The sequence below is a fragment of the Pseudomonas sp. BIGb0164 genome (assembly GCF_024810135.1).
In the GTDB taxonomy this organism is placed as follows: Bacteria; Pseudomonadota; Gammaproteobacteria; order Pseudomonadales; family Pseudomonadaceae; genus Aquipseudomonas.
The window spans coordinates 339,999-366,540 of the sequence record NZ_JANUEA010000006.1 but is presented as its reverse complement, the minus strand read 5'-3'; the positions used below and the strand labels follow the sequence as shown (position 1 = coordinate 366,540).

Here is a 26,542-nt window from a genome sequence, read left to right as displayed (position 1 = left end):
ACATTCGACCGCAGTTATCTTGAAGAAACGCGGTCACCTGTGGGAGCTGGCTTGCCTGCGATAGCGATCTGACAGTCAGCGCTTTTCCTGTTTGTGGGGCAACGGCGCAAACAACGCTTCAATATCCTCGTTGCCCAGCTGCCAGTCTCCGGTAGTACGCCCATCCAGCACGCCCGCTGCCAAGTCGGACTTTTCCTTCTGCAGGTGCTGGATTTTCTCCTCCACGGTCCCGCGCGCAATCATCTTGTACACGAACACCGGCTTCTCCTGGCCAATGCGGTACGCCCGGTCAGTCGCCTGGTTTTCCGTGGCCGGGTTCCACCAGGGGTCGTAGTGGATCACCGTGTCGGCTTCGGTCAGGTTCAAGCCCACACCACCGGCCTTCAGGCTGATCAGAAAAATCTGCAGCTTGCCGCTCTGGAAATCCTTCACTGGCGTGCGCCGATCCCGGGTCTGGCCCGTCAGGAGTGCGTAGGCCACGCCACGTTTTTTCAACTCGGCTTCGATCAGGCTCAGCATTGAGGTGAACTGGGAAAACAGCAGGATCCGCCGGCCTTCCGCAAACAACTCTTCAAGCATTTCCATCAAGCTGTCGAGCTTGCCCGAGCTGCTGCCACGGGCGGGCAGGGTGGCATCGTTGACCAGCCGCAAGTCGCAGCACACCTGGCGCAGCTTCAGCAGCGCCTCAAGAATGATGATCTGGCTGCGTGCCACGCCCTTGCGGGTGATCTCGTCGCGCACCTTCTTATCCATGGCCAGGCGCATGGTTTCATACACATCGCGCTGGGCTTCGTTGAGGTCGACCCAGTGGATGATTTCGGTCTTGGGCGGCAGCTCGGTGGCCACTTGTTCCTTGGTGCGGCGCAACAGGAACGGCTTGATCCGACCGTTCAGGTGCTGCAATCGCACATCACTGGCGCGTTTTTCGATCGGCACGCGGTAATCGCGGTTGAAGCTTTTCACGTCGCCCAGCCAGCCCGGCAGAAGGAAGTGAAACAGCGACCACAACTCACCCAAGTGGTTTTCCAGCGGCGTACCACTCAGGCACAAACGCTGCCGCGCATTCAGTTCACGCGCGGCCTGGGCCGCCTTGCTCGACGGGTTCTTGATGTACTGGGCCTCATCAAGGATCAGCACGTGCAAGGGCAGGGCGGCGAGTTGTTCGATGTCCTTGGGCAGCAGCGCGTAGGTGGTCAACAGCAGGTCGTAATCCTGCAGGTTAGCGAAATGTTTCTTACGCCCGGCGCCATACAACGCCTGCACCTTGAGTTGCGGGGTGAAGTGCGCTGCTTCGTCGAGCCAGTTGGGGATCAGGCTGGTAGGCATCACCACCATGCAAGGACGGTCGAGGCGCCCAGCGGCTTTCTCCGTGAGAATATGCGCCAGGGTTTGCAGGGTCTTACCCAGGCCCATGTCATCCGCAAGAATCCCACCGACATCCAACTGGCGCAGTGACTGCATCCAGCTCAAACCTTCCAGTTGGTAAGGGCGCAAGGTGGCGTTCAAGCCTTCGGGCGCCACGCAGGTGAAGTCCCTGATATCCCGCAGGCGCTGGGCAAAGTTGCGGATCTTCTCGCCACCTTCCCATTGCAGAGGCAGGTCTTCCAGTGGGTTCAGCCGGATCGCATCGGCCTTGGCCAGCCGCAAAGCCGTGGTACCCGACTCCTGCAGGTAAAACTCGCCGAGGGTGGCCAGCACCGGTTTCAGGCGGCCGTAGGGCAACGCGACCTGTATCGGACCGTGACCATTGGGCAGGCCCGGGATGTTCACCAGGATCAGCTCGTCATCGCGGCGTCGCGCCAGTTTCTCGGGGTTGAGGATCTCGGTGTGGGAGCGCATCAGGTTCAGCAGGATCGGCAACAGGCTCAGCCGCTCGCCGTTGACGATGATCCCCAGTTCCAGGTCGAACCAGTCGCGCTCTGGCCCGTCATCGACCGTGGCGTACCAGTCATCGACGGCGCTCAGGTCGAAACCGAAGTCCTCATCGATCTGCAGCTCCCAACCCTCGGCGCGTAAACCCGGCGAGGCGTTGAGCGTGAAGTTCAGCCAGGCACTGTCATTGACCATCTCGAACAGCTCGCCGGCACTTTCCGGCAGGGCTTTGCTCTGGCGCGTGGCGATCTTGAACCCCAGCTGGCGCAGCTGTTCGCGATAGGGTTGTTCCAGTTCGGGATGGCGCTTGATCCGCAGGCTCTGGGTTTCCTGGCGCACGATGATGTCGGCATTTTTCTGCCCGCTGACATAGTTGCCCAGGTAGTTGAACGACAGCGCCGCGCGGTGCTGGATGTAGCGCTGCATCTTGCCGTTGCGCGGTTCAAACGCGCTGAACTCCACGCTGGCCATCCACAGGCGCGGCACCGGCAACACGTCCTCCATCACCACTTGCGGCAACACCACGCGGTTATCCAGCACCGCCTGGAGTTTCTCCAGCAGCTCGGCATCCTGGGCGGCGGCTGGGTAGGCCAGGGTTTCCTGGATCTTGAGCAGCACCGCGGCGATATGTTTGCAGTTGGTGTGCACCGGGCAGGTACAGCGGCTGTCCACCAGAATCAACGTGCCCTTGGCCGACTCGCGCAGCGAAATGGTCTGCCGATACACATTGCCGCCCGAGCCTTCGCAACTGGCGACGATGGTGCTGTCACCGGACTCGACAATGCGCACCCGGTTTTCCAGGGCATAGCGCCGGCCACGCTCAAGGCTTTGCTCTTTAAAGCGATTGGCCCACGAAGGGGCCAGGGGTTTGGTCAAGGACGACGTCAGGGGCATGGTGCTGGATCAGTCCTGGATGTCGGGCGGGGGTGCGCTGGGCGGTTTGGCGGTGAGCGAAGTGATCTTGATCAGCAGCGCCAGGTGGCCGCCGTCCAGGTAATTGAGCTGGTTGTTCTTGGTGCGTACGTCTTTCTGACTCAGGTGTTCGCTGGCGACCACGCTGCCGTTGCTGTCGAACTGATTGATCCAGAAGTCGGCATCGATATCGGTAAAGCGGCCCAGTTGCAGGCTCAACACCCCTTCGATCGGGAACTGGCCGAACTGCTCCGCACCGTCGGTGATCGCGACTTTCACCGGCTGGTCGCCCAGAGTCTGTTCCCAGGCCTTGTGCGCCAGCACGGTATAGCTGTTGTCGGCACTGAGTTTGTCGACAATGTTGTTCAGGCGCGGCGGGCTCATTTTATCGGTGCCCAGGCGCGCGGCGCCGGCATCCCAGTTTTCCGGCGCGGCACGGCTGTTGATCACCGGCTCTGCGTTCTGGCGCACCAGGATCATTTCCACCTGGTACGGGCTGTCGGCAAAGGCCGCCGGCGCCACGACCACCAACAACAGGCTCAACATGCGGAACAGGCGCATTGGGGCGTCCTTCAAGCAGATTTCGGGATGAGGCGCTCGAACAGCGCCTCCAATGTATTAAAGCGTTCTTCGGCGCGTTCCATCGGCACCATGAATTTGAACAGCGTAGCCCCTTCGAACTTGTAGCGGTTGGGCTGGCCCTGGATCAGCTTGATCAGCACCAGTGGGTCCACCGGCGTCTGTGCTTCGAACTCGATACGCCCGCCTTGCGGCCCGGCGTCGACTTTCTTGATGCCAAGCTGCTCGGCCTGCAATTTGAGCAGGGTCAGGCGCACCAGGTTCTTGGTCGGTTCCGGCAACAGGCCGAAACGGTCGATCATTTCCACCTGCAGGTCCTTGAGGCCTTCTTCGTCAGTGGCCGAGGCGATGCGCTTGTACAGGATCAGCCGCGCATGCACGTCCGGCAGGTAGTCTTCAGGGATCAACGCCGGCAAGCGCAGGTTGATTTCCGGACCGCCACCCAGCGGTTGGTCGAGGTTCGGTTGCTCGCCCTTGCGGATGGCCTTCACCGCGCGTTCAAGCATTTCCATATAAAGGGTGAACCCCACCGCCTGGATCTGCCCGCTTTGGCCGTCGCCCAGCAGTTCGCCGGCGCCTCGGATTTCCAGGTCGTTGGTGGCCAGCACAAAGCCGGCGCCCAGGTCCTGGGTGTTGGCGATGGCTTCCAGGCGTTTCTCGGCGTCGCCGGTGATCTGTTGGCGCGGCGGCGTCAGCAGGTAGGCATAGGCCTGGTGGTGACTGCGCCCGACCCGGCCGCGCAACTGGTGCAGCTGGGCCAAGCCGAACTTGTCGGCGCGCTCGATGATGATGGTGTTGGCGCTTGGCACGTCGATGCCGGTCTCGATGATGGTCGAGGCGATCAGCACGTTGAAGCGCTTGTGGTAGAAGTCGCTCATCACCTGTTCGAGTTCGCGCTCGCGCATCTGCCCGTGGCCGATGGCGATACGTGCCTCCGGCACCAGCTCGGCAAGGTCGGCGGCGCATTTCTCGATGGTCTTCACGTCGTTGTGCAGGTAGTACACCTGCCCGCCGCGCAGCAGTTCACGCAGCAGCGCTTCCTTGACCGTGCTCTTGTTCTGCTCCATCACAAAGGTGCGCACCGACAGGCGACGCGCGGGTGGCGTGGCGATGATCGACAGATCACGCATGCCCGACACTGCCATGTTCAGCGTGCGCGGAATTGGCGTTGCGGTGAGGGTCAGGATGTCGACTTCGCTGCGCAGGGCCTTGAGCTGTTCCTTCTGGCGCACCCCAAAACGGTGTTCTTCGTCGATGATCACCAGGCCCAGGTTCTTGATCTTCACATCATCGGACAGCAGTTTGTGGGTGCCGATCACGATGTCGATCTTGCCTTCGGCCAAATCAGCGACCGCAGCATTCACTTCCTTGGCCGACTTGAAGCGGCTCATCACTTCAACGGTCACCGGCCAGTCGGCAAAGCGGTCGCGGAAGCTGTTGTAGTGCTGCTGGGCGAGCAGGGTGGTGGGCACCAGGATCGCCACTTGCTTGCCACCGTGCACCGCAATGAAGGCCGCGCGCATGGCCACTTCGGTCTTGCCGAAGCCCACGTCGCCGCAGACCAGGCGGTCCATCGGCTTGGGTGCGAGCATGTCGGCGCGCACCGCTTCGATGGTGGTTTGCTGGTCCGGAGTTTCTTCGAAGGCAAAGCCTGCGCTGAAGGTGGCGTAGTCGGCCTTCGGGTCGGCGAACGCATAACCTTCGCGAGCGGCGCGGCGTGCGTAGATGTCGAGCAGTTCGGCGGCCACATCGCGCACCTGTTCGGCGGCCTTGCGCTTGGCTTTTTGCCAGGTCTCGGAGCCAAGGCGGTGCAACGGCGCCAGGGCGTCGTCGCTGCCGGTGTAGCGCGCAATCAAATGCAGGTTGGCCACCGGCACGTAGAGCTTGGCGCCCTCGGCGTATTCCATGGTGAGGAATTCGGCGGCCTGGTTGTCGATCTCCAGGGTCTGCAAGCCCAGGTACCGGCCCACGCCGTGGTCGATGTGCACCACCGGTGCGCCTTCGCGCAGCTCGGTGAGGTTCTTGATCACCGCATCGTTGTTGGCGTCGGCGCGTTTTTCACGGCGACGGCGCTGCATCACGCGCTGGCCGAACAACGGGCTCTCGGCGATCAAGGCTAGCGCCGGGTCGTCCAGCTGCAAGCCTTCATCCAGCGGCGCGATGGTGATCGCCAGGCGGTCTTTGCTTTTTACAAAGTCGGGCCAACTGTCGACGGTTTTCGGTCGCAGCTTCAGGCGTTCGAGCAGTTCCAGCAGCACTTCGCGGCGGCCTGCTGATTCGGCGGTGAACAACACGCGGCCAGGGAAGTCACCGAGGAAGTTGGACAACGCTTCCAGGGGCTGGTTGGCCTTGGCCTGGATGGCCAGGTCTGGCAGCGTTTGCGCGGGAAAACGCTCGCGGCCGGCGCCACTTTCCACGTCCTGCTGGCTGGCGACCACGCGTGGCCAGCTTTTCAGGCGGGCGAAGCAGTCTTCCACCGGCAGGAACAGCTCGGCTGGCGGCAATAAAGGACGGGATGGATCGACGCGGCGCTCTTCATAGCGGTTGCGCACGTCGTTCCAGAAGTTTTCCGCCGCCTGTTCGATGCCCGGCAGCGAGAACACTTGGGTGTCCTGGGGCAGGTAATCGAACAGGGTGGAGGTTTCGTCGAAGAACAGCGGCAGGTAGTACTCGATACCGGCCGGTGTAATCCCGCTGCTTAAATCCTGAAAGATCGGGCAGCGACGGAAGTCCACGTCGAAACGTTCACGGAAGCGCGCCTTGAAGCGAGTGACCGCGTCTTTTTGCAGCGGGAACTCCCGCGCCGGCAGCAGCTTGACCGAGTCCACCTTGTCAATGGAACGTTGGTTTTCGGGGTCGAAGGTGCGCAGGGTCTCGATTTCGTCATCGAACAGGTCGATGCGGTAGGGCAGTTTGCTGCCCATCGGGAACAGGTCGATCAGCGCGCCACGCACGGCGAACTCACCGTGCTCGTACACCGTGTCGACGCAGCGGTAGCCACTGGCTTCCAGGCGCGTGCGCATCTGCTCGACGTCCAGCTTCTGGCCGACATCCAGTACCAGGCTGCTGCCCAGCAGGAACTTGGTCGGCGCCAAGCGGTGCAGCGCGGTGGTGATCGGCACCACCAGCACGCCGTGGGCCAGTTCCGGCAGGCGGTACAGGCTGGCGATGCGCTGGGAAATGATGTCCTGATGCGGCGAGAACAGATCGTAGGGCAGGGTTTCCCAGTCGGGGAAATGCAGCACCGGCAAATCGGGGGCGAAGAAGCTCAGCTCCTGCTCCAGCCGTTCGGCACTCTGGCTGTCGGCGGTGAGCAGCAGGGTAAAGCGCTTGGCTGCGCTGGCAGCCTCGGCAATGGCCAGGCTCAGGGCGGCACCGGGCAGGTTGCCCCAGTGCTGTTTGCCTGCCGCAGCAGGGAGAAGCGGTAGACGCAGGACGGGCACGGAAGGTTGAGCTCCAAGCGTTGCGACAAAGTCGGTAATTGTAACGGTCCGAGGCGCCGTCTGTCAGTTGCTGACTGAGCCTATTACGGTTTGTAGGAAATGTAGTGGCTAAGACAAACAATGCTGGGTTTTGACTCAATATGTAGTGTCAAAAAGCACGAGGTTTTCGGAGGGTTACGGACAAGTCACGCTGGCAGCCAACCAGGTGGCCTTCTGGAACCCGCGTATTTACTGGGCTGCAGAGGGGTGTCAATTTTTCGCAAGCACTTTTTGTTGCCTGGGGCGCATTGCTCCGGGGGCGACCGGGCGGCATAATGTAGCCCCTTTTTTCTGCCCCTACATGTGGAAGGTTCCCGTGACTCAGAAGCCCGACCAGTGTCTTGGTGAATGGATCGACCGTGAAGCACTCGCTGAAGCGATGATTCCGCTTATCGGTCAGCTGTACCGCAATAACAATGTGGTGAGCTCGATCTATGGCCGCAGCCTGATCAACCAATCAGTCATCGCGATTCTCAAGGCGCACCGCTTTGCTCGCCATCGCTCCGCCGACGACAGCGAACTCTCCGTCCACGAAACATTCCCCCTGCTCAAGGCCATGAGCGAGCTCAAGCTCGGCGCGGCTTCGGTAGACCTGGGCAAGCTGGCCTACAAATTCCGCAAAGAAGGCGCCGGCCGTACCGCCGAGCAGTTCGTGCGTGAAGAAATGGCTGAGGTGGTCGGCCAGCAAAACGCCGCCGCCCGCAAAGGCACTGACGTGGTGCTGTACGGCTTCGGTCGTATCGGCCGTCTGCTGGCACGCATCCTGATCGAAAAAACCGGTGGCGGCGACGGCCTGCGCCTGCGTGCCATCGTTGTGCGCAAAGGCGCCGAGAACGACCTGACCAAACGCGCGAGCCTCTTGCGTCGCGACTCGGTACACGGCCCGTTCAACGGCACCATCGTCATCGACGAAGAAAACAACACCATCACCGCCAACGGTAACCTGATCCAGGTGATCTACGCGAAGAACCCGACTGAGGTGGACTACACCCAGTACGGCATCAAGGACGCCCTGCTGGTGGACAACACCGGCGTATGGCGCGATGCCGACGGCCTGGGCCAGCACCTGGCCTGCCCGGGTATCGACCGCGTTGTCCTGACCGCACCGGGCAAGGGCAAGCTGAAGAACATCGTTCATGGCATCAACCACGGCGAAATCACCGCTGACGACAAGATCGTGTCCGCCGCTTCCTGCACCACCAACGCCATTGTGCCGGTGCTGAAGGCTGTGAATGACAAGTTCGGCATCGTCAACGGCCACGTCGAGACCGTTCACTCGTACACCAACGACCAGAACCTGATCGACAACTTCCACAAAGGCGATCGCCGTGGTCGTAGCGCCGCGCTGAACATGGTTATCACCGAGACCGGTGCTGCCACCGCTGCTGCCAAGGCTCTGCCTGAGCTGGCTGGCAAGCTGACCGGTAACGCGATCCGTGTGCCGACGCCAAACGTGTCGATGGCCATTCTCAACCTGAACCTTGAGAAAGCCGCCACCCGTGAAGAGATGAACGAGTACCTGCGCTACATGGCGCTGCACTCCGATCTGCATAAGCAAATCGACTTCGTCAACTCGCAGGAAGTGGTGTCCACCGACTTCGTAGGCTCGCGCCACGCCGGTGTGGTGGACGCCGAGGCGACCATTACCCAGGACAACCGCGTTGTCCTGTACGTGTGGTACGACAACGAGTTCGGTTACAGCTGCCAGGTGGTTCGCGTGATGGAAGACATGGCCGGGGTCAACCCGCCGTCGTTCCCGCGCTAAGCATCAGCGCTGAATGAAAAAGCCCCGACTGGTTCGGGGCTTTTTTATGCCTGTTGGTTTTGTGTTGATTGGTAGGGCCTCATCGCAGGCAAGCCAGCTCCCACATTTGGATCTGTGAATACCTTCAAATGTGGGCGCTGGCTTGCCTGCGATGACGGCTCATCAGGCGCCACCGACTACAGAAGCCTGCGCGGTCCTCAACTCATGCCGATTGCCTTTAAACAGCACCAACGTCGCAATCAACCCCAACACCGCCGCACCACTCAACCAAATCCCCGGCGCCGCCTTGTTATCCAGCACATGGATCAGGTAGGTACACGCCGCTGGCGTAAACCCACCAAAGGTCGCCGTCGCCAGGCTGTAGGCCAAGGAAAACCCGGTGGTACGCACTTCCACCGGCATGATCTCGGTGAGCGCCACCACCATTGCGCCGTTGTACGAACCGTACAGGAACGACAGCCACAACAGCACGATCAGCAAATGGCTGAAACTCGGGTTGACCACCAGCCACGACAGCGCTGGGTAGGCCGTAAGAATCGCCAGAATCGTCGCACCCAGCAGCAGGGGCTTACGCCCGATCTTGTCGGACACTGCCCCCATCACCGGCAACCAGATGAAGTTGGAGATGCCTACGCACACCGTCACCAGCAATGCATCGAAGTCCGACAGGTGCAGCTCGGCTTTGCCGAAGGTCGGGGTGTAGGCGGTGATCAGGTAGAACGACACGGTGGTCATCACCACCAGCGCCATGCCGGCGATGACGACGCCGAAATTCTGACCGATAGAGCGGACGATTTCCTGCAGGGTAGGGCGGTGCTTGCGTGCCTGGAATTCAGGGGTTTCTTCCAGGGAGCGGCGAATCACGAAGATCACCGGCACGATCAGGCAGCCGATCAGGAACGGTACGCGCCAGCCCCAGTCGCCCATTTGTTCGGGGCTGAGCCAGTGGTTCAGGCCCACGCCCAGCAAGCCGGCGAACACCACGGCGGCCTGTTGGCTGGCCGACTGCCAACTGACGAAGAAGCCCTTGCGGCCGGCCGTGGCGATTTCCGCCAGGTACACCGACACACCGCCCAGCTCGACGCCGGCCGAGAAGCCCTGCAGCAAGCGGCCGAACAGCACCAGCAGCGGCGCGGCGACCCCCAGTGTGGCGTAGCCGGGCACGCAGGCGATGAGGATGGTACCTGCGGCCATCAGCGCCAGCGTGATCACCAGGCCTTTCTTGCGGCCGTGACGGTCGATGTAGGCGCCGAGGAAGATGGCGCCGAGGGGGCGCATGAGGAAGCCGGCGCCGAAGGTCGCCAGGGACAGCATCAGGGAGGCAAAGGCGCTGTCGGTGGGGAAGAAGGTCTTGGCAATGGCCGTGGCGTAGAAGCCGTAGACCATGAAGTCGAACATCTCGAGGAAGTTACCGCTGACAACGCGAAAAATCGCTTTGCCTTTGCCCGTTGAAGTGGACATGTCATTCACTCATCTTGGCTATCTTATTAGTGATTCCCTGGTCGCTGTTCGTCCTTGCGGTGTTTTGTAACCATATGTGTATTGGCCACTACCCGCAACAGAAACCGATAGCAAGCTGACTAAATGCGCGAATGCCATTGTCGATAGAGAACGCTGTGGGAGCGGGCTTGCCTGCGATCGCAGTGTGTCAGTCAGCCAATGAATGGCTGACCCACCGCTATCGCAGGCAAGCCAGCTCCCACATGGGTTCTTTGGTGTTTTTACGAGCGGTGATTAATTCAGGAGAGTGTTTCTCAGGCTATCGGACAGGCCTTTGGGCGCGAGCCAGATGCCGAGGTAAGCCTTTGCCAGTTCGTCGTTGCGACTGCTGAACACCACCTGGTCATTGATCTCCAGGTTCAGGCCGCGTCCGGGACGAACATCCAGGGCGTAGCGGTCGCCGCTTTGGATGTCGCGGAAACGGGCATGCAGTTGATCCAGTTCCGGCTTCAGGCGGGCAAGGGTTGCGCTTGTTTGCTGGCGTTCGAGGGCCGTGGTGGCGGCCTTGATCACGTCGCTGCGGTCGATGTTGCGAAAGTAGTACAGCGCCAGGCGCAGATCCTTCTGCCCGTCCCACGCCTGCTTCGCGCTGAGATTGGCCGGGGTGTATAGCGCAGCGGCGTACACATCGGCCCAGAGATAGACCAGCACGGCCTGGTTTTTCAGCGCCAACGCGTGGGATTGGGTGGGGAAGTTGGCCTGCTTGAGGCGGTCTGCTTCACTGGCCTGCACCGTGATCGACAACATCAGCAATAAACAGAAAACGACATGCCGCATAATGGCTCGTCCTGCAAAGGTGCGTGCCGACAGTGTAATTGCAATTTCCTAAGCGTGTAGTTAAGGCAATACTGGCCTACGACGCGACCAAGGGTTAATGTGCGCGGCGTTGAGCCTTATATAGACTGTGCCCCGGTTCACACACTTGAGCCAAATTGTCCTTCATGACCGCTGGCCGCGGCATGATTTAGCCCGGCGTCCAACCGTACGCCTGGCCTGTTCTGAGGAGTACGCATGGCTGTCTACAACTACGACGTGGTGGTACTGGGTTCCGGCCCGGCTGGAGAAGGTGCGGCGATGAACGCCGCGAAGGCAGGGCGCAAGGTGGCGATGGTCGATAGCCGTCGCCAGGTCGGCGGTAACTGCACCCACCTGGGTACCATCCCGTCCAAGGCCTTGCGTCACTCAGTGCGCCAGATCATGCAGTTCAACACCAACCCGATGTTCCGTGCCATTGGTGAGCCGCGCTGGTTCTCGTTCCCGGACGTGTTGAAAAGCGCCGAGAAAGTCATCTCCAAGCAAGTGGCCTCGCGCACCGGTTACTACGCGCGTAACCGTGTCGACCTGTTCTTCGGCACCGGCAGCTTCGCCGACGAGCAAACCGTTGAAGTCGTGTGCTCCAACGGCGTGGTCGAAAAGCTGGTGGCCAAGCACATCATCATCGCCACCGGTTCGCGCCCGTATCGCCCGGCCGATATCGATTTCCACCACCCGCGTATCTACGATAGCGACACCATCCTGAGCCTGGGCCATACCCCGCGCAAACTCATCATCTACGGCGCCGGCGTGATCGGTTGCGAATACGCCTCGATCTTCAGCGGCCTGGGTGTACTGGTGGAGCTGGTGGACAACCGCGACCAGTTGCTGAGCTTCCTCGACTCGGAAATTTCCCAGGCGTTGAGCTACCACTTCAGCAACAACAACATCACCGTGCGCCACAACGAAGAGTACGAGCGGGTCGAAGGCCTGGACAACGGGGTGATCCTGCACCTCAAGTCCGGCAAGAAGATCAAGGCCGACGCCTTGCTGTGGTGCAACGGCCGTACCGGCAACACCGACAAGCTGGGCATGGAAAACATCGGGGTCAAGGTCAACAGCCGTGGCCAGATCGAGGTGGACGAGAACTACCGCACCTGCGTGCCAAACATCTACGGCGCCGGTGACGTGATCGGTTGGCCGAGCCTGGCCAGCGCCGCCCATGACCAAGGCCGTTCGGCCGCTGGCAGCATCGTCGACAATGGCAGCTGGCGTTATGTGAACGACGTGCCGACCGGGATCTACACGATTCCCGAGATCAGCTCCATCGGCAAGAACGAGCACGAACTGACCAAGGCCAAGGTGCCTTATGAAGTGGGCAAGGCGTTCTTCAAGAGCATGGCGCGTGCGCAGATCGCCGGTGAGCCGCAAGGCATGCTGAAGATCCTGTTCCACCGCGAGACCCTGGAAGTTCTCGGCGTGCATTGCTTCGGCTACCAGGCCTCGGAGATCGTGCACATCGGCCAGGCCATCATGAACCAGCCGGGTGAGCAAAATACCCTCAAGTATTTCGTGAACACCACGTTCAACTACCCGACCATGGCTGAAGCCTATCGGGTAGCGGCCTACGACGGCCTCAACCGGCTTTTTTGAGCGGCTCCGGCCGGTGGCCTGAGCCGGCCGGGGAGACCGATTTCAGTAATTCTCGAGGGTGGCAGTGGCCAAACCGGGAAAGTCTGTAATCAGGCTATCTACGCCGAAGTCGGCGAGCCTGCGCATCAGCGCAGGTTCGTTGACCGTCCACACGGACACGTGCAAGCCCTGGCGCTGGGCTTTTTCCAGACGCTCAGGGGTGCACAACGTCCAGTTCAGCGCCAGAATTTCACAGCCGTAGTTTTGCGCGACCTTCAGCGGGTCGAGCCAGGCGTATTCGGCGACCAGGCCGCGTGACAGGTCCGGGGTGAGTTCAACCGCCGCTTTCAGCACTTCCCGCGAACTTGAGGTCACGGTGACTTTGTCCATCAAGCCATGACGCACGGCCATCTCGCGGATAGCCAGCACAGTGGTTGCCGCGCGGGTGCGCGAAGCGCTTTTGACTTCCAGTTGCCAGTGATCGAAGTCGCACTGTTCGAACAACTCTTCCAGACGCGGAATCGGGCACGGCTTGACCCATCCAGGGCCGCCTTTGCGTGCGTCCATCTTCACCAGGTCCGCCGCCGAGTACTCGACGACTTTGCCGCGCCGGTCGGCGGTGCGTTTGAGGGTTGGGTCGTGGATGACCATCAGCTCGCCGTCCATGGACAGGTGCAGGTCCAGTTCGCAACGGCGCACGCCGTGCTTGAGGCACTCCTGAAAGCTGGTCAGGGTATTTTCCGGTGCTTCGCCTTTGGCACCGCGGTGGCCGTAAATCAGGGTCACAGTTGCTCCTATGCGCCAGGGTGTCTGGCGGGGTGAATACGTATTCAGGTGTCTTTGGCGTCGCTTTGTTCCCGCGCCAGGCGTCGTTCCTGGGCTTGTTTCTGCAGGATGTAGCGGGCGAGCAGTTGGCGTTGGGCGTCGGTCATGGACTCGAACTCCGTGCCTACGTCAAAACCATTGCCCTTGGGGTCGCAGTGGGTGACCCGTGCGCGCAGCAGCAGGCCAAGCGCCTGGGGCATGAGCACCAGCTTGACCGCCAGGTGCGCGCCGGTGGCGAGCGGGGTAGGGTGCTGGAAGTCGATGCCGCCTTCGGAAATGATCACCGGCTGCGGTGCGCCGACCTCGTCCAGCAGGCCGCGGGCCATGATCTGGCTGAGTAAATCGAGGCGTTTGTTCTGCACTTTGAGGAAGGCGGCGAGGCTGCGGTCCTTCTCGCTGATCTGGCGCAACAGGTGCTGGGCTTCGAATTCGCTGAGGTGCAGTTCGCTGAGCAGATTGAACAGCGGCGAATCATCCAGCAACACTTCCTTGCTCGCCGCTTCGGGGGTGGAGAGGCTTTTGATTTGAAGTGCGATCATGTCGTCGATACGGTAGTATTCGCGGCGTTCTTCTTCATCTAATGTCGACATGGCGAACCCCAGGTAACGGTGATGGTCAGAGTGTAAAGCTGCTTACCAGACCCCGCCACCGGGACGTCTTCTTTTCCTCCGAACAAGCCCCGACATGTTCAGACCTCTCTTCGTATTTATCGGCACGCGTTATACCCGTGCAAAGCGCCGCAATCATTTTGTGTCGTTCATTTCCTTGACCTCGATGATCGGGCTCGCCTTGGGCGTGGTCGTGATGATCGTGGTGCTGTCGGTGATGAACGGCTTCGATCATGAGATGCGCACCCGCGTGCTGGGCATGGTGCCCCACGCGACCATCGAAGGCGATGCGCCCATCAGCGACTGGCAAAGCCTGGCCGAGAAGGTCAAGCAGAACCCCAAGGTGCTGGCCGTCGCGCCGTTCACCCAGATGCAGGGGCTGCTGACCAACGACGGCAAGGTGCAGAAGATCCTGCTCAATGCCATCGACCCGGCCCAGGAGCGCAAGGTCTCGATCATCGACAAGTTCATGCTCTCGGGCAAACTCGATGACCTGGCGCCCGGCGAGTTCGGCATCGTGATCGGCGACAAGGCCGCAGCCAAACTGGGTGTGGGCCTGGGCGACAAGCTCACCTTCGTTGCCCCGGAAGTCACCGTGACCCCGGCCGGCATGTTCCCGCGCATGAAGCGCTTCACCGTGGTCGGCACCTTCCACGTGGGCGCCGGCGAGATCGACGGGTACCTGGGCCTCACCAACCTCACCGACCTGGCCCGCCTGCACCGCTGGCAGCCGGACCAGGTGCAGGGCCTGCGCCTGAAGTTCAACGACCTGTTCGATGCGCCGCGTGCCTCGTGGGAAATCGCCCAGCATTTGGGTGAGTCCCAGTACTACGCCCGCGACTGGACCCGTACCCACGGCAACCTGTACCAGGCCATCCGCATGGAAAAAGCCATGATCGGCCTGCTGCTGTTGCTGATCGTTGCGGTGGCGGCCTTCAACATCATCTCCACGCTGGTGATGGTGGTGAACGACAAAAAGGGCGATATCGCGATTCTGCGCACCCTTGGCGCTACGCCAGGGCAGATCATGGCGATCTTCATGGTGCAGGGCACCGTGATTGGCGTGGTCGGCACCTTGATCGGCACCGCCGTCGGCATTTTGGCCGCGCTGAACGTCAGCGCCGCCATCGCCGCCCTCGAAACCCTGATCGGCCACAAGTTTCTCAACGCCGACGTCTACTTCATCGACTACTTGCCGTCCCAGGTTCAGGCCCAGGACGTGTTGATGGTGGGCGGCGCCGCGTTGGTCCTGAGTTTCCTTGCCACCCTGTATCCAGCCTGGCGCGCGGCACGCACCCAGCCAGCACAGGCCTTACGTTATGAGTGAATCGGGCATGAGTGAAAAAGCAATCCTGAGCTGCCGCAACCTGGGCAAATCCTACGAGGAAGGCCCTGAATCGGTGGTGGTGTTGTCAGATCTGCAACTGGAGTTGCACCCGGGCGAGCGCGTGGCGATCGTCGGCAGTTCCGGTTCCGGCAAAAGTACCTTGCTGAACCTGTTGGGCGGCCTTGATACGCCGTCCAAGGGCAGCGTATGGCTGGCGGGTGAAGAACTGTCGGCCCTGGGCGAGAAGGCCCGTGGCCAGTTGCGCAACCGTTCCCTCGGTTTTGTGTACCAGTTCCACCACCTGCTGCCGGAGTTCACCGCCCTGGAAAACGTGTGCATGCCGCTGCTGATCGGCAAGACCGCGATCCCGGAAGCCCGCCAGCGCGCCAAGGCGCTACTGGAGCGCGTCGGTTTGGGCCACCGCCTGGAGCACAAACCGGCTGAACTGTCGGGTGGCGAGCGCCAACGTGTGGCGATTGCCCGCGCCCTGGTGAACAACCCGGGCCTGGTGATGCTCGACGAGCCTACCGGCAACCTCGACTCCCACACTGCCCAGGGCATCAAGGATTTGATGCTGGAGCTGAGCACCCAGATGCGCACTGCGTTCCTGGTGGTGACCCATGACATGAGCATGGCCCGCCAGATGGACCGTGTATTGCACCTGCAGGAAGGTCATCTGGTCGCCATCTGACCTGTTTCAAGCCCGGTGCCAGGCACCGGGTTTTCTATTTTTCCAACGGTGCCCGCGAATGTTCAGACCGTTATCGATTTTCATCGGCACGCGCTATACCCGCGCCAAGCGCCGCAACCGTTTTGTCTCGTTTATCTCGATGACCTCGATGATCGGCCTCGCCCTGGGTGTGCTGGCAATGATCGTGGTGCTGTCGGTGATGAACGGCTTCCAGCGTGAAATGAGCTCACGCATCCTCGGCATGGTGCCCCACGCCACCATCGTTGGCGTGAACCCCATCGACGACTGGCAGCCGGTGGCTGCTGCCGCCATGAAGAACCCGGAAGTGACCGCTGCCGTGCCGTTCACGCAGATGGATGGCATGTTCTCCTACAAAGGCGCGATGCAGCCGATCGAGATCAGCGGCGTCGACCCGGACCAGGAAGGCAAGGTGTCTATCGTGGCCCAACATATCGTGCGAGGCAGCCTGCAAGACCTCAAGGCCGGTGAGTTCGGCGTGGTCATTGGCGACATCACCGCGCGCCGTTTCCGCTTGAACGTGGGCGACAAGCTCACCCTGATCGTGCCGGAAATCAGCACTGCCCCGGGCGGCATCACCCCGCGCATGCAGCGTTTGAACGTGGTCGGTATCTTCAAGGTGGGCGCTGAGCTTGACGGTTCCATGGCGCTGATCAACATGGCCGATGCCGCCGAGATCCAGCATTGGCAGCCCAACCAGGTGCAAAGCGTGCGGCTGGCGGTAAAAGATCTGTACGCAGCCCCCAAGGTTTCGGCGGACATCGCCGCCAGCCTGGGCGCAGCCTATAAGCCGGATGACTGGACCCACACCCAGGGCAGCCTGTTCAGCGCAATGAAAATGGAAAAGACCATGATCGGCCTGCTGTTGCTGATGATCGTGGCCGTGGCCGCGTTCAACATCATCGCCACCCTGATCATGGTAGTGAACGACAAGGGCGCAGACATCGCGATCCTACGCACCATTGGCGCCACGCCCCGGCAGATCATGGCGATCTTCATGGTGCAGGGTACGGTGATCGGTATCGTCGGCACCCTCATCGGCGGCGTGCTGGGCGTGATTGCAGCGTTGAACGTGAGTGAATTGGTGGGCTGGATGGAGCGGGTGACCGGCCAGCATATCTTCAGTTCGGACGTGTACTTTGTCAGCAACCTGCCTTCGGAGCTGCAGGGTGGGGATGTGGTGCTGATCTGCACGGCCGGGTTTGTGTTGAGCTTTCTGGCGACGTTGTACCCGGCGTATCGGGCGGCGAAGATTGAGCCGGCGCATGCGCTGAGATATTCGTAGTATTTAAGACCGCTTTCGCGAGCAAGCCCGCTCCCACATTCGACCGAGTCCATTTTTTGGAATGCAGTCAAAATGTGGGAGCGGGCTTGCTCGCGAAGAGGCCGGCACGGATTGCATCAATCTATCTTGGGCAACTCAATCACAAACCGTGTCCACCCCACCCCAGACTCACAAAAAATCCTCCCCCCATGGGCCCGCACGATCGATTGGGTAATCGCCAACCCCAATCCTGCATGCTCACTGCTGCCTTCACGGCGCGCCGGGTCCGCCCGGTAGAACCGATCAAACAACCTCGGCAGCATTTCCGCTGGAATGCCTTCCCCGGTGTTCTCCACCGATAGCCTCACCCCATCCTCCAAGCGCACGCGTACTTCGCCGCCCGGCGGGGTAAACCGCAACGCGTTATCCAGCAGATTCGACAATGCCCGGCGCAACATCCCGCGATCGCCCGTGGTATGGGCAGTGCCCTCGCGTACCAGGCTGACGTGCCCGTCTTCCGCCAGCAGTGCGAAGAACTCCAGCAGCGCATCGACCTCATCCTCCAGCGCTAAGGTTTCGCGCTTGGGCACCAGCAAGCCGTGATCCGCCTTGGCCAGGTACAACATGTCATTGACCAACTGCGCCATCCATTGCAGCTCTTCGAGGTTGCTGTGCAGCGCTTCGCGGTAATCCTCCAGTGGGCGTGGCTGGGTGAGGATGACCTGGGTCTGGGTCAGCAGGTTCGACAACGGCGTGCGCAGTTCGTGGGCGATGTCGGCTGAGAACGCCGAGAGGCGCTGGAATGCATCGTCCAGGCGGCCGAGCATGGCGTTGAAGGTTTGGGCCAATTCGGCCAGTTCCGCGGGCATTTGCTGCTGCGGCAGGCGCTGAGTCAGCGAATGGGCCGACACGCTGGCGGCCACTTCGCCCATGCGCCGCAAGGGCCGCAGCCCACTGCGCGCCGCCCAGGCGCCGAGCAGTGCAGTGGCCAGGGCCGAGAGGCCGACGGTGAGCCAGATCAGGTGCTGCATGCGTTGCAGGAAATGCTGGTGGTGGGTGATGTCGAGCATCAGGGTGAGTTGCGGCGAGTTGGCTTGGCCGGCGATCAATGGCGCGTTGTAGACGCGATAGTCGGTGCCGGCATTTTGCAGGCTATGCAGGCCGGGCGCCGTCGGCAGGGCGACATCCGGCGCGCCGTCGAACCAGCGTTTCCCGGCCGCAGTGATGCGCAGGGCAAGGTCTGGTTGGCGGTTGAGTTCGGTGCGCAACTGCGCTTCTCGCTCGGCGAAAGACGCGGCGGAGTCGACCCCTTGCAACGTGCTGCGCAACGCTACCAGCTTGCTGTCGAGCAATTGTTGGTCCAGCTCGATAAAGTGCGCCTCGCTGGCGTGGTTGAACAACACGCCTGCCAACAGCGACACCACGGCGGTGCAGCCGGCAAACAGCAGCGCCAGACGGCTTGCCAGGGACAGGCGCTTGATCAATTGAGGCGCTCCTCCAGCACATAGCCCATGCCGCGCACCGTATGGATCAGTTTGTTGGGATAGTGGTCATCGACTTTCAGGCGCAGGCGGCGGATCGCAACCTCGATGATGTTGGTGTCGCTGTCGAAGTTCATGTCCCACACCTGGGAGGCAATCAGCGATTTGGGCAGCACCTCGCCCTGGCGTCGCAACAGCAGTTCCAGCAGGGAAAATTCCTTGGCGGTGAGGTCGATGCGTTGGCCGTCGCGCTCCACGCGGCGACGGATCAGGTCCAGGCGCAGGTCAGCCAGTTGCAGTGCGGTTTCCTGGGGCGTGCTGCTGCCACGGCGCAACAGGCTGCGCACCCGGGCGAGCAGTTCGGAAAAGGCAAAGGGTTTGACCAGGTAGTCGTCGGCGCCCAGTTCCAGGCCATGGACGCGGTCTTCCACGGCGTCGCGGGCGGTGAGAAACAGCACCGGGATATCCAGGCCGGCACTGCGCACGGCCTGGAGAATTTGCCAGCCGTCGCGGCCGGGCAGCATCACGTCGAGGATCAGCAGGTCAAAGTCGCCGGTCAGCGCCAGGTGCTGGCCCGTGATGCCGTCGGCCACCAGTTCGGTGGTAAAGCCAGCCTCGGCCAGGCCCTGGCGCAGGTAATGGCCGGTCTTGGGTTGGTCTTCGACGATCAGCAGTTTCATGGGCAACTCTTGGCAACGGGTGACGACGGGCTTTATACCGTGGGTGGCGGGGCAGGGGCGCAACCTTACAAAGTTGTAATCTAGCAGTCAGCTGGCTGGCAGCGGCGCAATCTTAGAGTGCTCCCCTGGCCAGTCATACATTTTTGGAGAAGAGCGATGGCGTTGCGTACACCCCTGTTGTTGGCGGGTTGCCTGTTGGCGTTGAGTGTTGATGCGATTGCCGACGCTGCCCACACGTATTCGTTTGGCCAGCCGGCAACGGCCGATAAAGCCACGCGCACTGTGGAAGTGACGCTGCAGGATATTTCCTTTTCGCCCAAGTCCCTGGACGTAAAAGCCGGCGAAACAGTGCGCTTTGTGCTGGTCAACAAAGGCCAGTTGCTTCACGAATTCAACCTGGGCGACGCGGCGATGCATGCCGAGCACCAGAAGGAAATGCTGCAGATGCAGGCCAGCGGCATGCTCACCGCCACCGGCATGGGCAAAATGGACCACAGCGCCATGGGCCACGGTGAGATGGGCGGCATGAAGCATGATGACCCCAACAGCGTGCTGGTGGAGCCCGGTAAAACCGCCGAGCTGACCTGGACGTTCACCAAGGCCACGGGCCTGGAGTTTGCCTGCAACCTCCCGGGGCACTACCAGGCGGGCATGGTGGGCAAGCTCAACGTCGATTGATCCGGCGGCGCTTAGGCGCGGGGGCAAAGGCTGGTAGACTGGCGCGGTTTATTTAGCCAGGTTTCCGCCATGCATCCCGCAGCCGAACATTCGCCGCTGGGCAAGTCCAGTGAATACATCTCCACCTACACCCCGTCGTTGCTGTTTCCGATCCCTCGCGCCGCCAAATGGGCCGAGCTGGGCCTGAGCGCCGAGACCCTGCCTTACAAGGGTGTGGATTTCTGGAACTGCTTCGAACTGTCCTGGCTGCTGCCGTCGGGCAAGCCGGTGGTGGCCATCGGCGAGTTCAGCATACCGGCCGACTCGCCGAACATCATCGAGTCCAAGTCCTTCAAGCTGTACCTCAACTCGCTGAACCAGACCGCATTCGCCGACACGGCGAGCCTGGAAGCCACCCTGCGCACTGACCTCAGCGCAGCCGCCGGCAAGCCCGTGACCGTGCGTATTCGCACACTGGCCGAGATCGAGGCTGAAGGCGTGATGGCCTTGCCGGGCGTGTGCATCGACGACCTGGATATCAACGTCAGCAGCTATGAACATCCGCGCCCGGAACTGCTGCGCTGCGATGATTCGCGTGTTGTAGAGGAGAGCGTGCACAGCCACCTGCTCAAATCCAACTGCCCGGTCACCAGCCAGCCGGATTGGGGGAGTGTGGTGGTGGAGTACCGTGGTTCGGCACTGGATCACGCCAGCCTGCTCGAGTACATCGTGAGCTTTCGCCAGCACTCGGACTTCCATGAGCAGTGTGTGGAGCGGATCTTCCTCGACCTGCAGCGCCTGCTGAAGCCGGAGACGTTGACGGTGTATGCGCGGTATGTGCGCCGGGGTGGGTTGGATATCAACCCGTACCGCAGCACTGAGGATGTGGCGTTCCAGAACGTGCGCCTGGCTCGTCAATAAACATCACCCCAAACTGACTGTGGGGGCTGGCTTGTGTGGGAGCTGGCTTGCCTGCGATGCAGACACCTCGTTTTTTCAGTTGCGCTGAGGTGATGCTATCGCAGGCAAGCCAGCTCCCACAAAGGCCAGCCCTCGCATTGAGGTCTGCGGTTGAGTTTGATCGGGATCAGATGCCGATATTGCCCAAGGTGATCATGATATTGCGCAACGTCCCGGAAATGACCGGGTGCTCAGCGTCGAATTCTATGGCGGCTTGGTTCACATCGTCGGAGATGCTGGGCGTTTGAGTGGCCGGCTCCAGTTCAAGCTGCAATTCAAACTTGGCAATCAAGGCTTCCAGCGCTTCACGTTTTTCTTCCGACAGCGGCGGTTCCTGTTCCAACTGCCCGCGCAGGATTTCGACCTGTTCTTCCAGTTTTTTGCGATCAGGCATGACGTGTTTCCTTTTATCGATAGGCACTGGCATAGACCACGGCACGCCGAGAAAGGTCTACGGGCTGACCTGTAGATTAATCCACTGGCGCCGAGCGTGCATGATCCGTGTCAGGGCTTCTCGCCTTTGAGCTGGCGCAGGCTGATATCGGCCAGGCAGGTGCCCAGTTCACCCAGGTGATCGATCACCGAATGAACCCCCAGTCCGTACAGCGCCACGGTGGCCTTGCCGCGCTTGTGCTCGCGTTGTTGCTCGGTGAGTGCCTGCCATTGCTCGGGCGCCAGGCCACACAAGGAGCCGCAGGACGCCAGGCCGATGGTCCACAAGCCGGCATTCAGGCCGGCTTGCAGCAAGCGTGGCTCGCCGCTGACCAGGACACAGCCTTCCAGGCGCTCGATATTCAGTTCCATCAAGGCTTGCCAGCAGGCGTTTGGCGCAGGCCAGCGGATAGCGGAGGGGGAAGTGGCTTTAATCCACTTGGGCAGTGTGGCAGCCAGTGGGGTGGTGACTGTGGCGGGTAGCTCGTCCAGCCAGGCACAGGGGATGCCTTGCTCCTTGAGGCTACGCAGGATGGCCAGGGCACCGGGCGTGGCTTGGGAATCGGGGGCGGGGGCGTCGGTGCGCGCCTGGGAACCGAAATCCACCAGGCAGCCACTCAGGCCAAATAGCACGGCAGTCAATGAGGGAGCGCTGGCGACGGCAATTTCGGCGTGAGGCATTTCGAGATCCCTGAAATAGCTGTGACGCTATCGGGATCGGATGACAAGGGGATGACACTTATGAGTAATTGTAGGGATTTTGTGCATTTATCATTAAGACAATTCCTACCGACTGCCTAATTTGACACTTCCGTCATATACTGACGGTCTTATTCAGGGCATAGCGCCCATGACAGACTATTCAAGGAGCCAAAGCTATGCGCTGGAGCCACTACATCGCTCAGCTATCTGTGTGTGCCACTGTTCTATTGGCCCCATTTGCCGCCCAGGCCGCGTCGGAAGACGACCCATGGGAAAGCGTCAACCGCCCGATCTTCACCTTCAACGACACCGTTGATACCTACGCGCTCAAGCCATTGGCCCAGGGTTACCAGTTCGTCACCCCGCAATTCGTGCAGACTGGCATCCATAACTTCTTCCGCAACATCGGCGATGTCGGCAACTTTGCCAACGACGTATTGCAGCTCAAGCCTCACGCGGCGGGCGTCGACACGGCTCGTTTGCTGGTGAACACCACCTTTGGCGTGCTGGGTTTCATTGATGTGGGCACCAAAATGGGCCTACACCGCAACGACGAAGACTTCGGCCAAACCCTCGGCTACTGGGGCGTCGGTAGCGGTCCTTACGTGATGCTGCCACTGCTGGGCCCAAGCACCCTGCGTGACGCACCGTCCAAATACGTCGACAGCTACACCCAACCGTACCGCTACATGAACGACATCGGCTGGCGTAACAGCACCTTCGGCCTGAACATTGTCGATACCCGTGCCAGCCTGCTCGACAGCGAGAAGCTGATCACCGGCGACAAGTACACCTTCATCCGTAACGCTTACCTGCAGAACCGTGAGTTCAAGGTCAAGGACGGTAAGGTGGTCGACGACTTTTAAGTCGTGATGTTTTGAAATGAAAAAGGCGACCCAGTGGTCGCCTTTTTTGTGTGCGGCTTTTTAGTGCATCTTCAGGATCTTCAGGCCCAGGTGCTGGTCTTCACCGCTGGCCTTGGTCCAGACCACTTCGGTATCGGCCTCCAGGCCCCTGAGAGCGGCGTGCACCGAGTCGATACGCACGGTGAGCCTGTCACCCACCTGGAACTGGCGAGGAGCCTGCACCTGCATGCCGGAGCTGGAAAGGTCCACGCAAACCCCGGCAATCTCCTGCCCGGCGTGGATCAGTGACACATCAGCATCCACTCGCATGCGGATGAAATCGCGTTTTTCGGCGTAGTCGCGCTCGTGTTCGCTCACAGGTTCCATCCTTACTTTGTGTTGTGGTTGTTGCTGTTCTTATAACTCCCGGTGATTTGCGGTGTAAAGACGCTCGGCGACCATCGGCATGAGCTTGAAACCCCTGGCGGATGGGAGTACCGTCTGCGCCTTAGAAGGGCACCTCTGCTTTACTGTTGTGCGTGGGCCAAAAGCCCGTGCTTTGTAGGACAGAGTGGCTAGAAAGCGAATCCAGTACGTGAGCCCGGCCATTGTCGAGCCACCTACGCCAACCTAATTCTGGCGCCGTTTGCCCACATGCAAAAAACCAGTGCCACGCTGCTGATAATCGATGACGACGAAGTAGTGCGCGCGAGCCTCGCGGCCTATTTGGAAGACAGTGGCTTCAGCGTCCTGCAGGCCGGTAACGGCCAACAGGGTCTCCAGGTGTTCGAGCGCGACAAGCCCGACCTTGTGATCTGCGACCTGCGCATGCCCCAGATGGGCGGCCTCGAGCTGATTCGCCAGGTGACCGACCTTGCCCCACAGACGCCCGTGATCGTTGTGTCCGGTGCCGGGGTGATGAACGATGCCGTCGAGGCCTTGCGTCTGGGCGCGGCCGATTACCTGATCAAGCCTCTCGAAGACCTGGCTGTGCTGGAGCACTCGGTGCGTCGTGCGCTGGACCGTGCACGCCTGCTGCTGGAAAACCAGCGTTACCGCGAAAAGCTCGAAACCGCCAACCGCGAACTCGAAGCCAGCCTGAACCTGCTCCAGGAAGACCAGAACGCCGGTCGCCAGGTGCAGATGAACATGCTGCCGGTCAGCCCCTGGACCATCGACGACTTCCAGTTTGCTCACCAGATCATCCCGTCGTTGTACCTGTCGGGTGATTTTGTCGACTACTTCCGCGTCGATGAGCGGCGTGTCGCGTTCTACCTGGCCGACGTGTCCGGCCACGGAGCTTCCTCTGCTTTTGTGACCGTGTTGTTGAAGTTCATGACCACACGGCTGCTGTTCGAATCCAAGCGCAATGGCACCTTGCCGGAGTTCACCCCCTCCGAGGTGCTGGGCCACATCAACCGAGGCCTGATCAGCTGCAAGCTGGGCAAGCACGTGACGATGGTCGGCGGCGTGATCGATGAAGAAACCGGTCTTTTGACCTACAGTATTGGCGGTCACCTGCCGATGCCTGTTTTATACACTCCTGACAGTGTGCGTTACCTGGAAGGGCGTGGCCTGCCGGTGGGCTTGTTCAATGAAGCCACCTACGAAGACCACATCCTGGAGCTGCCGCCGACCTTCAGCCTCACGCTGATGTCCGACGGTATCCTGGACCTGCTTCCAGAGCCTACACTCAAGGAGAAAGAAGCCGCCTTGCCTCAAAAGGTCAAGTCGGCGGGCGGCAGCCTGGATGGCCTGCGGCAAGTGTTTGGATTGGCCACGCTAGGGGAGATGCCGGATGATATCGCCCTATTGGTGTTGAGCAGGAATCTTTGATGAGTACCGGAAGAATCCAATTCGCCGAGCAAGACGGGACCTTCGTCCTGAAGTTTGTCGGTGAAGTGCGCCTGACCTTGTGTTCGGCGCTGGATGCGACGATTGAGCGGATCTTCACAGCGCTGAATTTCTCGGCGATCGTGATCGATCTGACCGAAACCCGCAGCATCGATAGCACCACCCTTGGGCTGTTGGCCAAGTTGTCCATTCTGTCTCGGCAGAAGGTCGGCCTGTTGCCTACGGTCGTCACCACCCACGAAGACATCACCCGTCTGCTGCAGTCCATGGGCTTCGACCAGGTGTTCAACATCGTTGACCGCCCGATCCCTTGCCCGGAATGCCTGACCGACCTGCCATCCCAGGACCAGTCCGAGGAAGTGGTGCGGGTCAAGGTGCTGGAAGCGCACAAGATCCTGATGGGCCTCAACGAGTCCAACCGCGAAGCCTTCCACGACCTCGTCAACGCCCTCGAGCGCCACTGATTTTACTGTTGGAATACATTCCAAATGTACTGAGTTCGACTTCAGGTCGGTGAAAGACAAAAAAGGGCGGCACCCGCAAAGGTGCCGCCCTTTTTGCAACCGCCGCCTTTTACAACTTGGCAGTCAGCAATGCCTCCAGCTTCTCCTGGTCCCGAGCAAACTGACGAATCCCCTCCGCCAGCTTCTCGGTCGCCATCGCATCCTCGTTGGATTCCCAACGGAACTGCGCTTCAGTCAAATGCACCCGCGCTTCACCGGCATGGCCTGGCGACAGCTTGCGCTCCAGCTTGCCTTCGTCGGCAGCCAACTTCTCCAGCAGGTCCGGGCTGATGGTCAGGCGATCACACCCGGCCAGCTCTTCGATCTGGCTCAGGTTGCGGAAGCTTGCCCCCATCACCACGGTCTTGTAGCCATTGGCCTTGTAGTAGTTGTAGATGCGCGTCACCGACTGCACGCCCGGATCATCCGCGCCGGTATAGTTGTTGCCGTTGGCTTTCTTGTACCAGTCGTAGATACGGCCCACGAACGGCGAAATCAGGAACACGCCTGCTTCAGCACACGCCACGGCCTGGGCGAAGGAGAACAGCAGGGTCAGGTTGGTCTGGATGCCTTCTTTTTCCAGCTTCTCTGCAGCGCGGATGCCTTCCCAGGTGGACGCGATCTTGATCAGCACGCGGTCACGGCCAACGCCGGCCTTTTCGTACAAGTCGATCAGACGGTGCGCACGCTTGAGAATGGCCGCTTCGTCGAACGACAGGCGGGCGTCCACCTCGGTGGAGATGCGGCCCGGCACTACCTTGAGGATCTCTTGGCCTACCGCCACCGCAAAACGGTCGCTGGCCAGGCCCACGTCACCGTTGCAGTCCTTGACGGCTTCATCCAGCAACGGCGCATACGCCGAAATCGATGCGGCCTTGAGCAGCAGGGAAGGGTTGGTGGTGGCGTCTTGCGGCTTGAGTTTGGCGAGGGTGGAAAAGTCGCCGGTATCGGCTACGACAGTCGTGAATTGCTTGAGTTGTTCCAGCTTGGAAGTCATGGGCGTGCTCTGTCCTATGGGTCTGATGACATTACCCGAGCGCCGACAGGCGCTCAAGGGCGCAAATGCGTTCGATCGTTTGCGAGGGCAACATCCTGAAAACAGCCGTTTGAAACACCGGCCTACCTGCTCAATAGGAGGCCAAATCGGCCAGCAGGTTCAACCCAACTGCCCTCCAGACAACCCGCCCCCCTGTAGGCGCT

At 60.9% G+C, this 26,542-nt stretch carries 23 protein-coding genes; 10 read left to right on the top strand and 13 right to left on the bottom strand.

Going from position 1 to position 26,542, the window contains the following annotated elements; translation table 11 throughout:
• Positions 1-75: 75 nt before the first annotated feature.
• Genes M2394_RS18410 through mfd form a run of 3 tightly spaced genes read right to left on the bottom strand, consistent with a single transcriptional unit; the run spans position 76 to position 6,806 of the window.
• Positions 76-2,766 (bottom strand): DEAD/DEAH box helicase, encoded by a 2,691-nt coding sequence (locus tag M2394_RS18410; protein WP_259173436.1) that lies wholly within the window; start codon positions 2,764-2,766, stop codon positions 76-78.
• Between the two features lie 9 nt (positions 2,767-2,775).
• On the bottom strand, positions 2,776-3,345 hold the full coding sequence (locus M2394_RS18405; protein WP_178921497.1) for a CsiV family protein: 570 nt from the start codon (positions 3,343-3,345) through the stop codon (positions 2,776-2,778).
• An 11-nt stretch (positions 3,346-3,356) separates the two neighbouring features.
• Positions 3,357-6,806: a transcription-repair coupling factor gene (gene mfd, locus M2394_RS18400; protein ID WP_259173433.1), complete on the bottom strand. Its 3,450-nt coding sequence runs from the start codon at positions 6,804-6,806 to the stop codon at positions 3,357-3,359.
• A gap of 340 nt (positions 6,807-7,146) precedes the next feature.
• Between mfd and M2394_RS18395 the strand changes: the two genes are divergently transcribed.
• On the top strand, positions 7,147-8,610 hold the full coding sequence (locus M2394_RS18395; RefSeq protein WP_259173432.1) for a glyceraldehyde-3-phosphate dehydrogenase: 1,464 nt from the start codon (positions 7,147-7,149) through the stop codon (positions 8,608-8,610).
• A 162-nt stretch (positions 8,611-8,772) separates the two neighbouring features.
• Here the strand turns inward: M2394_RS18395 and M2394_RS18390 are convergent, their stop codons facing one another.
• Positions 8,773-10,071, bottom strand: a complete 1,299-nt coding sequence (locus M2394_RS18390) for an MFS transporter (protein ID WP_176995348.1) — start codon at positions 10,069-10,071, stop codon at positions 8,773-8,775.
• Positions 10,072-10,344: 273 nt separating this feature from the next.
• Positions 10,345-10,887 (bottom strand): chalcone isomerase family protein, encoded by a 543-nt coding sequence (locus tag M2394_RS18385; protein WP_259173431.1) that lies wholly within the window; start codon positions 10,885-10,887, stop codon positions 10,345-10,347.
• A 234-nt stretch (positions 10,888-11,121) separates the two neighbouring features.
• On the opposite strand from M2394_RS18385, the gene sthA reads away from it, so the two are divergent.
• Positions 11,122-12,516 (top strand): Si-specific NAD(P)(+) transhydrogenase, encoded by a 1,395-nt coding sequence (gene sthA / locus M2394_RS18380; RefSeq protein ID WP_016971429.1) that lies wholly within the window; start codon positions 11,122-11,124, stop codon positions 12,514-12,516.
• A 42-nt stretch (positions 12,517-12,558) separates the two neighbouring features.
• On the opposite strand, the gene M2394_RS18375 is transcribed toward sthA, so the two are convergent.
• On the bottom strand, positions 12,559-13,281 hold the full coding sequence (locus M2394_RS18375) for a glycerophosphodiester phosphodiesterase (protein WP_176995351.1): 723 nt from the start codon (positions 13,279-13,281) through the stop codon (positions 12,559-12,561).
• A 44-nt stretch (positions 13,282-13,325) separates the two neighbouring features.
• Positions 13,326-13,910 (bottom strand): PilZ domain-containing protein, encoded by a 585-nt coding sequence (locus M2394_RS18370; RefSeq protein ID WP_176995352.1) that lies wholly within the window; start codon positions 13,908-13,910, stop codon positions 13,326-13,328.
• A gap of 94 nt (positions 13,911-14,004) precedes the next feature.
• Between M2394_RS18370 and M2394_RS18365 the strand changes: the two genes are divergently transcribed.
• The 3 genes from M2394_RS18365 to M2394_RS18355 are packed head-to-tail and all read left to right on the top strand — an operon-like array spanning position 14,005 to position 17,249.
• Complete coding sequence (locus M2394_RS18365) at positions 14,005-15,255, top strand: lipoprotein-releasing ABC transporter permease subunit (RefSeq protein ID WP_178921486.1); 1,251 nt, start codon at positions 14,005-14,007, stop codon at positions 15,253-15,255.
• 7 nt (positions 15,256-15,262) lie between these two features.
• Entirely contained in the window at positions 15,263-15,946 is a 684-nt protein-coding gene (gene lolD, locus M2394_RS18360; RefSeq protein WP_163000979.1) for a lipoprotein-releasing ABC transporter ATP-binding protein LolD, read from the top strand.
• 58 nt (positions 15,947-16,004) lie between these two features.
• Positions 16,005-17,249: a lipoprotein-releasing ABC transporter permease subunit gene (locus M2394_RS18355; RefSeq protein ID WP_176995355.1), complete on the top strand. Its 1,245-nt coding sequence runs from the start codon at positions 16,005-16,007 to the stop codon at positions 17,247-17,249.
• A 116-nt stretch (positions 17,250-17,365) separates the two neighbouring features.
• Here the strand turns inward: M2394_RS18355 and M2394_RS18350 are convergent, their stop codons facing one another.
• Both M2394_RS18350 and M2394_RS18345 read right to left on the bottom strand, forming a co-directional pair.
• Entirely contained in the window at positions 17,366-18,712 is a 1,347-nt protein-coding gene (locus M2394_RS18350) for a heavy metal sensor histidine kinase (RefSeq protein WP_259173429.1), read from the bottom strand.
• Positions 18,709-19,389, bottom strand: coding sequence for a heavy metal response regulator transcription factor (locus M2394_RS18345; RefSeq protein ID WP_176995357.1), 681 nt, complete (start codon positions 19,387-19,389; stop codon positions 18,709-18,711). Before M2394_RS18345 ends, M2394_RS18350 begins: the two co-directional genes overlap by 4 nt.
• Positions 19,390-19,545: 156 nt before the next feature.
• Here M2394_RS18345 and M2394_RS18340 point away from each other — a divergent pair, with 156 nt between their 5' ends.
• Complete coding sequence (locus M2394_RS18340; protein ID WP_259173428.1) at positions 19,546-20,067, top strand: cupredoxin family protein; 522 nt, start codon at positions 19,546-19,548, stop codon at positions 20,065-20,067.
• 69 nt (positions 20,068-20,136) lie between these two features.
• On the top strand, positions 20,137-20,967 hold the full coding sequence (gene queF, locus M2394_RS18335) for an NADPH-dependent 7-cyano-7-deazaguanine reductase QueF (protein ID WP_259173427.1): 831 nt from the start codon (positions 20,137-20,139) through the stop codon (positions 20,965-20,967).
• Between the two features lie 166 nt (positions 20,968-21,133).
• Here the strand turns inward: queF and M2394_RS18330 are convergent, their stop codons facing one another.
• Together M2394_RS18330 and M2394_RS18325 are read right to left on the bottom strand one after the other, a co-directional pair.
• Positions 21,134-21,400, bottom strand: a complete 267-nt coding sequence (locus M2394_RS18330; protein ID WP_005786202.1) for a DUF4404 family protein — start codon at positions 21,398-21,400, stop codon at positions 21,134-21,136.
• Positions 21,401-21,510: 110 nt separating this feature from the next.
• A complete protein-coding gene (locus M2394_RS18325; RefSeq protein WP_259173425.1) occupies positions 21,511-22,119 on the bottom strand; it encodes an HAD family phosphatase in 609 nt (202 codons plus the stop codon).
• Between the two features lie 197 nt (positions 22,120-22,316).
• Here M2394_RS18325 and M2394_RS18320 point away from each other — a divergent pair, with 197 nt between their 5' ends.
• Positions 22,317-23,006, top strand: a complete 690-nt coding sequence (locus M2394_RS18320; protein WP_178921157.1) for a VacJ family lipoprotein — start codon at positions 22,317-22,319, stop codon at positions 23,004-23,006.
• Positions 23,007-23,066: 60 nt separating this feature from the next.
• Here the strand turns inward: M2394_RS18320 and M2394_RS18315 are convergent, their stop codons facing one another.
• Complete coding sequence (locus M2394_RS18315) at positions 23,067-23,363, bottom strand: PilZ domain-containing protein (protein WP_178921156.1); 297 nt, start codon at positions 23,361-23,363, stop codon at positions 23,067-23,069.
• A gap of 276 nt (positions 23,364-23,639) precedes the next feature.
• Between M2394_RS18315 and rssB the strand changes: the two genes are divergently transcribed.
• Both rssB and rssC read left to right on the top strand, forming a co-directional pair.
• Positions 23,640-24,821, top strand: coding sequence for a two-component system response regulator RssB (gene rssB / locus M2394_RS18310; protein WP_178921154.1), 1,182 nt, complete (start codon positions 23,640-23,642; stop codon positions 24,819-24,821).
• On the top strand, positions 24,821-25,303 hold the full coding sequence (gene rssC / locus M2394_RS18305) for an anti-sigma factor antagonist RssC (RefSeq protein ID WP_003172602.1): 483 nt from the start codon (positions 24,821-24,823) through the stop codon (positions 25,301-25,303). The genes rssB and rssC overlap by 1 nt, the downstream gene beginning before the upstream one ends.
• Before the next feature lie 109 nt (positions 25,304-25,412).
• Here rssC and tal read toward each other — a convergent pair whose 3' ends face one another.
• Positions 25,413-26,339, bottom strand: a complete 927-nt coding sequence (gene tal / locus M2394_RS18300; protein WP_259173423.1) for a transaldolase — start codon at positions 26,337-26,339, stop codon at positions 25,413-25,415.
• Between the last annotated feature and the right edge of the window lie 203 nt (positions 26,340-26,542).